Here is an 8,762-nt window from a genome sequence, read left to right on the forward strand (position 1 = left end):
CGGTTGTTGCTGCTGTTGCCATTGTTGTAGTTGTTGCCATTGTTGTGGTCTTACCCCTCTACTCATATCTATATTTCTGTTGTCCATTACAAAAGGATAAGACTCGTTTGGATAATACTGATGAAAAGAATTTTTGTATTCATAATGACCATTATTCATTTTTTCATCTCCTTCCCGTTACATCGTATTAACCTATTAGCCAATGGGTTCATTGGATTAACATTATCATTCGCTCATTATTTTATAGTAAAAAGCTTCCATCACTTACCCATATCTTATATTTTGTGTAAGTGCCCCTATCGCTGAAGTCCTTGATATTCATAGTTTCATAAGACTTTCCCTTTTGAGTTACACAACTCATAATATTTTTAATTCTGCTTATACTATAGCTGTAACTAAAAGTTACATATCATTTACTTGTTGGGCCTAATTTTCTTTTGTAAAACAAGTAGTTAGCTTATTAAGCTAGCTACTTTGTCGTGCAATATGAAGTTTTTCAATTCACTTTACCCGATGAATAAACTTTTAAGTTTCTAACTATACTACTCATGAGCTATTACAGATGTAGCTCAATCTTTCCAAATCACATTTGTTCATTCATTTAGCAGGCAGTTCATTTACCAACTGTCTGCCATCTTATTTTCATTGTTCCTTTATTATAAAATTCAAGAATTAATTCCCACAAATTATAGATACTATAGGTAGGCTAACAGCCATATTAGTTTTCCTATGAAATTGTGCGAATCACATATCCTTTAGAGAAAGTACTAAGAACAAAGCAGTTAGCTTAATTAGCTAGCTGCTTTGTTTGTTAACCATTTTTTGCACGAATACAGTTTATATGCATAACTTTTAAATTGAAATCCATACTATATTTAGGTCTTAATATCTAAAACCCTTATTTCAACCTTAGACCTAACAAATCGCTCCTCTCCCTTCCCTGGGGCTAAGCAGTTAGCTATTGCTGGCTGCTCTTTTATTTTTATTAGATTGATGCACCAAAAAATTAAGAAAACCATGGAACTTCCAATGAACATTAGGTGAAAAACATAGAAAACGCAAACCTAAAAAGGGTAAATATGATGTTAATTGAGCATTTCAAACGTAAAGTAATACGATAAAAAACCTATTCTATTTTTGGGTTTTACATTATAAAGTTTAATTTTCATCCCAAAGTGAGGGTTTCACTCCTACACTTCGTAATATCATTATCTCGTGAATTATTTTTTAAAAACGTATTTATATATATTTATACATATGAATTATTTTACATTCAATTGAACTAACAGTTGCATGTTAATTAAAGAATGAATTAATAAACTGCCAAATACCCCTTTAACTAAAAAAGGATGCTTGTCCATGTCAGATAGGGTATTTCTTTCATATCTTGTAATATCTTCATAGAAAGGAGAAAAGATCCTATGGAAAATGTAACGATACAACAAACAGAAGAATGCCCTACATGTCCAGAAGGCACTGTTTGTGAAGATAGTGATTTACTATGTATAAACATTCCTTGTACGACTACGGTAGTATTGTTGGGATTGATTCGGTTAAATATTGGTCCATTATGTATTCGAGTTAGTTCAGTAGATGATTTGTCAAAATTCTCAGATGAAGAGAAACTTGCCAAAGTACAACAGGTATTTGATGGACTAAGAAATACTCTCCCAAATTTTAATTCACTGCCTAAAGAGTAACAGTTAGAAGGACACGATTGCTCAACAAGGGCAGTCATTTTGTTTTCTAACGGAGGCAATAGTGAAAGAAGGGAATCGTAACATTGATTCCCTTTTATTTTAGGTATGCTAACAGCCATATTAGTTTTCCCATAAAATTGTGCCGAATCACATATCCTTTAAAGACAGTACTGAGAACATCGCAGTTAGCTTAAGTAGCTAACTGCTTTGTTTACTGGCTGAATAAATTCAAAAAATATGTTAATGCTATAGATACACCAAGTTGGAATATAAATGACCATTGTATTCTTCTTATGCATGGAGTAGTTAGCTTTTGCTAGCTACTCTTTTTTATTAGTCTGATTATAAAATTTTGTTCTTATTTCTTTTTCACACCATATACTTCTAACCTAGACTCAGCTCATAGAGTTACCTCCTATCTTGGAAGAGCACTTGTACATGGTGCTCTTTTTTAGTTTCCTCATTTCTACACAATGCAATTTTTTATGCAAAAGATACACACTCAATTAAAAATAACCTCATATGATATCTTCTATCCTCTCTTTTTAAAATAAATAGCCTTTACAGAGCACTTTCCAAAGTGCTCTAACTTTTACATATCAAATAGCGTTTTTATTAAAAACTTGTCACATTTAAGCTAGACAAGCATATGTTATTGCATGGAGACTCTCCACTCATAGAAATCTAACCTTTCAAAGAGAATACTTATTAGTGTGCTCTTTTCATTTGCTAGTAAATAACGATTTTGTTATCAAATTTCACCTATCTAAAAAACATACATACAATATCTTGGGTATCTCTTTTCAACATTAGTTTTGGTCAGAGCGCCTTGGGAGAAAGGCGCTCTTTAATTTTCAAATAAGGATTTTATTTAAATTTCATAAAACCTATCTTTGCCTAAATAGGTTCAAAATTATCTATTTAGCATATATAATACCTTTCAATCTCTTGCATGCGATTTCCTTTGTGCTTTGGGTCACCTACAATAAGCTGCAAATAGTCAATTGCGATTAAAACCTTTTTATCAGGATACTTACGCTTTAGCTTCCTAGTCTTAGCGTAAATCTCTTGCATCGTGACATCTGCTTTATCATAAATTTCTAATGGCAAATCATTTATTAATCCCATTGCCTGACTAATTTTTTCCCAATCTTTTAAATTACATAGCTTTTTAGGATTCTTTAATTTCGTAACATCTATATTTCCAGTACTTGAGATCATCCGCTTAAAGTAACTGTTCTTCCCCCATTTCTAACGAGAAGACTCCTGTTGCTGTATGAGCACTTGCCCCATGAAAAGCGACGTTTAATACAAATGCTGCTTTCCCCATCGAAGGACGGGCATCGATAATGATTAAATCGCCTTCTTGTAACCCTGCTGTCATTCTATTCAAATCGTCATAACCAGTTGGAATACCCGTTAAATCACCTACATCAATTTGCATTTTTTTTACAGATCAACAAGCGTATCTTTCAAGTTCACGACTTAAGGCATACTCATGCTTCAAGCTGGTAAGCACCCTAAAATCGCTCAGGATTGCTTAGGTCATTCTTCTATTCAAATGACTTTAGACAAGTACAGCCATAACACACAAAACATGCAACAACAAGCTGCAGAAAACTTTGAGAATATTGTAAACCCCTATGAAAACATCAAATAAAAACCGAAAAATTTTAATGTGAACCAAATATGAGCATTGATAAAAAACAAAGCTTATAAACCTTGATATTACATGGTTTATAAGCCTATATCTTTGAATCTTAGGAGAAGAATGAGCAGCTCTGACCTTTTATATTTTGTATAATACAAAAGTGCCACGAATGACTGTTAAACAAGCATTTATGCACTTTTTATATTAAAAATAAATTTCATATAATAATTTATTTATCTATGCCTTATATTTTGTGTGACTGTCTTAATCGCTGAACCCTTTCATATTCTTAACTTTATAAGGATTTCTATTTTGAGTTACACAATACGATAAAAATGGTTAATTATAAATAAAAAAGGAAAAGGCCGATTTCTATTGGCCTTTTCAAATCCCCTTATATTAGTGTTCGCTATTAAGATCTTTTCCTTCTAGGACCTACAATTAATTTGATTGCTGTTCTTTCTTGATTATCGATAGTAACCTCTTGAAACGCTGGAACAAGAACCAAGTCAATGCCACTTGGAGCTACAAAACCTCTTGCAATCGCAATTGCTTTAATCGCTTGATTTAAAGAACCCGCTCCAATTACTTGAATTTCTACTTTGCCACTTGCTCTTAGTACACCGGCTATTGCACCTGCCACTGAATTTGGACTTGATTTTGAGGATACCTTTAATATATTTTCCATGTAAGTTGCTCCCTCTATTATTTAATCTCTATTTTCTTACTGTTTGAACTATAACTAACGTATCTTTAACTACTATTCATACCAAATACAAACAATTCTGTATAATTACATTCATTCGATATTTTTTGCCTTCTTCCTGCTCAATTGTATAAATAAAAAGCGATGACTAAGTTGGAAACTTAGTCATCACTTTATCCATTTCTCTGTTTAACTAAAATGCTGTTCTTTAAATACTTCTCTTGTTTACTTTGGTGATATACTATCTTAAAGTTTAAATACTTCAACATTTTAAAACCTCGGATAGAGTTATCTGCTAAGTTTTCAGCCTTTTTCTTCTTCAAAAGTCATTACATATAATATTCTAGTTCTATTCTTTTGAAAACTGTATCTCCTCATTAGAGCACTTTATATTATGCCAGCTTTTTATCCCAAATCTATCACCTTATATATGGATAAGCATACACGCCAATTACTTTTCAATTACATAAACTACTATATATTATACATTTATTAATAATAAGAGGTAATATATTGGGTTCATACTATCATTCTTCAAGCTCATATAAAAAGTGTTCGTGCCATCAATCTTCCAGTTCGTATAAAAAATGTTCATGCGACCATTCACATAAACCATCCTGCTCAGCTTACGGAACTTTTTGGCAAACTGAGTTTATAACTGTCCCTTTTGGCGATTCTTTTCCATTTAATCACGTTGGTCCTTTGGCAGGCGGAGTTTCCTTACTAAATCCGACTACTATACAATTTAGTAAAGCTGGTGATTATAAGGTTTCTTTCATTTCAAGTATTAACACTACCTTAAATCCTGTATTTCCCCATATTCCAGTCATAACTATATTTTTAAATAACAATCCACTTGCTAATAACCAAGGTGATTTCGCTTTTCAAATGAATACTTCATCAAATAACGAATGCCTTCAACTAGTTGGCGAAACTATTGTTACGGTTCCAGCTAATTCAACACTTCAACTTAGAAATAATAGTGGTTTCAATCATCAAAGTATTATAACTTGTGATAATGGTATAAATTCAGTTGAATTAACAGTTACAAAACTAAGTTAATACTACTCCCTCACATTCAGATGCTAATTCCGCATCTTTTTTTATTGCATAACGTTTTTTTGATTCCTATCGTCCTCTTATAGAACATAAACTCCCATTTCACTTTTCTATTCATCTAATAAACATGAAAAAGTACCGAATCCTTCTACCACAAGAATTCGGCACTTTTTTTATTAAAACAGATTCCTTCTTTCCTACTTCTCTACATAAACCGATTTAACTATCGTACGATTATAAGGTTGTCCTTCCTTATTCATCCCTTTCATATCAATTGTAACGTTATATACACCTGGCTGTTCTATATTTTTCAAAGCACCTGTGAATGTAGTTGTATTAATATTTTGCGATTCATTTGATTCAGAAACTAATTTTCCATCTTTATTAATTACTCTTACTGTTACTGAAAGATTGCCTTTCATTTCTGGAGCTGCAGGTGATTTTTTGAGTTTATACTCTGCTTTATTTACTTTAACTTTTGCCGGCATTTGAAGGACGAACGGAGCATCTTTTTTGTAATCGGTTATGATTAAATATGCATCTTTCGGCTGCTTCGCCATCATTTTAACTTGCCATCCTCCTGCTTCCATTTTATCAAATTTAAATGTTCTTATAGTCGCTCCTTTAAAGAGAGATTCACCTTCACCAGTAGATACAGCACTATCTTTATTTGTATAAACTTTTCCTTTTGGAGATATTAGTTGTATTTCTACATCCGAAGAAGCTGTTAAAACAGAGACTACCCCTTCTGCTTTTTTATCAACTGCGACAGTTTGCCCTACCCACTGATTTTGTGACAACTCTCCTCCTAAAATAGCTTGATTAGAAGTTGTGTTTAATTGTTCTACCTTTTCCTCTGAACTATTACTCGGGGCTAATAAAGCCGGTACTGGTAAATTTGCTGTCCGTAAATATGGCTCAATTCGTGCGAAAACAGCTGAACCTTTTCGTATATTATCATGATCAAATCGTGCATCCGTAAATAAATGTGTTCCATATGGTAACTTAGCACTCCATTCGTTCACTAATCCATCATTAGAACCGTATGATGACAAGTACAACCCGCCCATAGATAATGCTGAAAAAACAGGTCCCCAGCTTGTCCCAGTAGCCGTATAGTAACGGTTTAATTTAGCTGCAGGATTATTATCTATTGTAGAACGAAACTTTGCCATCTCACCTATTTGCAATGAATATGTCCCATCATCTTTTTGACCTAATATAGAGGCGAGCCACCCTGCCCACCAACTATATGATAAATCCGCTAAATTTGATCCGTAATGCGGAGTGGCAAGTGTAATAACATTTCCAACAAATCGATTCGCTCCATATCCAACTAACGCAGCTTGTGTATCGATACCACCTTTACTATGAGCTACAACATTTACTTTTTCACCAAAATGATTATAAATTTCTTCAAGCTTTTGTGCTAACAATTTTCCATTGTCCCATTGGCTAGCTGATCCTTTCCCCGCAGCATCGTATAATTGAATAAATACAGTTTGATAGCCTGCTTTCAAAGCGTAGTCGTACATATCATTCATATCATGATATACCGTTTTTCCATACCAACTATCCGCATTACCGTTTCTTCCTTGCACAAAGAGAATTGGTGGTTTATTCTCATCATAATTAGCAGGTTTCTGACCTAAAAACCATTCTCCAGGAGTAAATACTTCTTTGTCTGGAAAACCAGTCTTAAGCTCTGTTACAACCTCCGCGTGTACATTTGTACTAAAAACCAGCGGACTCATAAAACAAAGTACAATAAATAATGCGATACTCCTTTTCATAATTCCCATTAACATCCCCCTTTTCCGCAAGAAAGAAAACGCTACCATTACATTGAACACCAATTTTTTTAAATTCCATTTAATCAATTACTTTTTCGATACATTAGAATTAGAAATTAGTAGCCGCATTTCTTTCTTATCAAACGTTATTCTCTCAACATTCATTCATTCCTTTTTACAATAAGCGTTTTGAATATTTCTCAATAAAGCTTTCTCTTCACAAAAAAAACTGCGTATAAAAGGTCTCTTTAATAACCTTTTATACGCAGCTTCTTTGTTTAAAATCCGATGATATACTCATCATCATATTTATCGTATTGCAAACCAGCTCCTATTCTCAATTCTGTAACTTGATCTCTAAGGAATGGTGCATCTTCTATTTTACTAGTTGCAATTTCGATTCCATATTTTTTTGTTAAATGCGCTAACTCTATTAAAAACCATTCTCTTCGCAACGCGATTGGAATTTCATACGTTCGTCTTTTCATATATACTAGCACCTCTTCTATTTTCATTAATAAAAAGAGTACCACTTCTACTTTCGATACACTTTTTAAAACTATCGTTCATCATCAAAGGCCAATGAAACATTATAGTATATGCATGTCCATTTTAAACGTGCTATGGCAAAAATAATATTAAAAAACTGAAAAAACCTCATTTAGTTTACATAAAAAAATTATGTAATAGTAAAAGGGTAAGGCTTGTCCCTCATCCTTTTACTATAGAAATCTAAATTAAGAACACCTTGGTACACCTAACGCTAAAAATAAACCCGCTACTCCTGCTGTAATTGGCACCTTCAACGTAATAACATCATCTACTTTTGTTACTAAAAAGTAAGCATTCCCTTCTTGTAACACGCAATTCACTAATAATTGAAATTCCATTCAAATCTCCTCCTTCCAAATGAGATACTATAATCTATGAAAATCTTTTCAAAATGTAATAGGAGTTAAATCTATTTTTCCTTATATATAAAATAAATGTTTGTTTATCTATTAAAAATAATATAAATCTTTTTATTTTATTAAAAACCCTGTAATTTCCAATGAATTCTTATATAATCAATACAGAAAATCTTACAAATGGAGGTATGAAAATGGCTATTTTGAGTAATATTGGTGTAGCTTTATTTTTGATTGCTATCATTCTTTTAATCTTATGTATCATTTCATTCTTTAAGAAAAATGGAAAAGCAAAACAATATGGTCGTCCAACTGTTATTCTTTTTATGATTTCAATTATGTTAATAATGACCGGCACAACAAAATCTGAACACCCAGTCGTCGAATTTTTTTCTACTTTAAGTTTCATTCTATTTATATTTTTCCTTGTTCTTGCAATATTATCTGTTATTAAGAAAACAGGTGTAGCAAAAAAACAATTTATAATTACAGCTGTTTTATTTGTCATTTTTGTTGCGCTATCAGGTATTTCAAGTCCCTCTTCTGAAAAAACGAAAGCAACTAATAAACAAGTCGCTTCTAATAGTGAAGAGAAAAAAGATGACGCAAAGAAAAAGGAATTAGAAAATAAAGAAGCGGACGAAAAAACTCGTAAGCAAGAAGATGAGAAACGTCAAGCTGAGGAACTAGCTCGTAAGCAAGAGGATGAGAAACGTCAAGCTGAGGAACTAGCTCGTAAGCAAGAAGATGAGAAACGTCAAGCTGAAGAACTAGCTCGTAAACAACAAGAAGAGCAACAGCGTCAAGCTGAAGAACAGGCCCGTAAACAACAAGAAGAGCAACAACGTCAAGCTGAAGAACAGGCCCGTAAACAACAAGAAGAGCAACAACGTCAAGCTGCTGAACAAGCTCGCAAACAACAAGAAGAGCAACAACGTCAAGCTG

General features: G+C 32.9%; 7 protein-coding genes and 2 pseudogenes. 4 read left to right on the plus strand and 5 right to left on the minus strand.

Annotated elements, in window-relative coordinates:
* Window positions 1-1,421: 1,421 nt before the first annotated feature.
* On the plus strand, window positions 1,422-1,700 hold the full coding sequence (locus V7038_RS20455) for a hypothetical protein (protein WP_335695572.1): 279 nt from the start codon (window positions 1,422-1,424) through the stop codon (window positions 1,698-1,700).
* A 942-nt stretch (window positions 1,701-2,642) separates the two neighbouring features.
* Here V7038_RS20455 and V7038_RS20460 read toward each other — a convergent pair.
* Window positions 2,643-3,179: pseudogene (locus tag V7038_RS20460) on the minus strand (DnaB-like helicase C-terminal domain-containing protein); the annotation flags it as partial.
* On the opposite strand from V7038_RS20460, the pseudogene V7038_RS20465 reads away from it, so the two are divergent.
* Window positions 3,174-3,360, plus strand: a pseudogene (locus V7038_RS20465) (site-specific integrase); the annotation flags it as partial. The pseudogenes V7038_RS20460 and V7038_RS20465 overlap by 6 nt on opposite strands.
* Before the next feature lie 403 nt (window positions 3,361-3,763).
* On the opposite strand, the gene V7038_RS20470 reads toward V7038_RS20465, so the two are convergent.
* On the minus strand, window positions 3,764-4,039 hold the full coding sequence (locus V7038_RS20470; protein WP_002148380.1) for a stage V sporulation protein S: 276 nt from the start codon (window positions 4,037-4,039) through the stop codon (window positions 3,764-3,766).
* 531 nt (window positions 4,040-4,570) lie between these two features.
* On the opposite strand from V7038_RS20470, the gene V7038_RS20475 reads away from it, so the two are divergent.
* Window positions 4,571-5,119, plus strand: a complete 549-nt coding sequence (locus V7038_RS20475; RefSeq protein ID WP_335695573.1) for a preprotein translocase — start codon at window positions 4,571-4,573, stop codon at window positions 5,117-5,119.
* A gap of 194 nt (window positions 5,120-5,313) precedes the next feature.
* Here the strand turns inward: V7038_RS20475 and V7038_RS20480 are convergent, their stop codons facing one another.
* The 3 genes from V7038_RS20480 to exsG form a co-directional block, all read right to left on the minus strand.
* The gene (locus V7038_RS20480) at window positions 5,314-6,924 is read right to left on the minus strand and encodes a lipase family alpha/beta hydrolase (protein WP_438825118.1); all 1,611 of its coding nucleotides are present in this window, start codon (window positions 6,922-6,924) and stop codon (window positions 5,314-5,316) included.
* Between the two features lie 263 nt (window positions 6,925-7,187).
* Window positions 7,188-7,397, minus strand: a complete 210-nt coding sequence (locus V7038_RS20485) for a hypothetical protein (RefSeq protein ID WP_002158072.1) — start codon at window positions 7,395-7,397, stop codon at window positions 7,188-7,190.
* Window positions 7,398-7,646: 249 nt separating this feature from the next.
* On the minus strand, window positions 7,647-7,799 hold the full coding sequence (exsG, locus tag V7038_RS20490) for an exosporium protein ExsG (RefSeq protein ID WP_000395676.1): 153 nt from the start codon (window positions 7,797-7,799) through the stop codon (window positions 7,647-7,649).
* Window positions 7,800-8,011: 212 nt separating this feature from the next.
* On the opposite strand from exsG, the gene V7038_RS20495 reads away from it, so the two are divergent.
* Window positions 8,012-8,762, plus strand: a 751-nt coding sequence (locus V7038_RS20495; RefSeq protein WP_335695575.1) for a cell envelope integrity protein TolA, incomplete at its 3' end; no start/stop codon positions are given.

The organism is Bacillus sp. JJ783, assembly GCF_036963225.1.
Taxonomy (GTDB): Bacteria; Bacillota; Bacilli; order Bacillales; family Bacillaceae_G; genus Bacillus_A; species Bacillus_A cereus_U.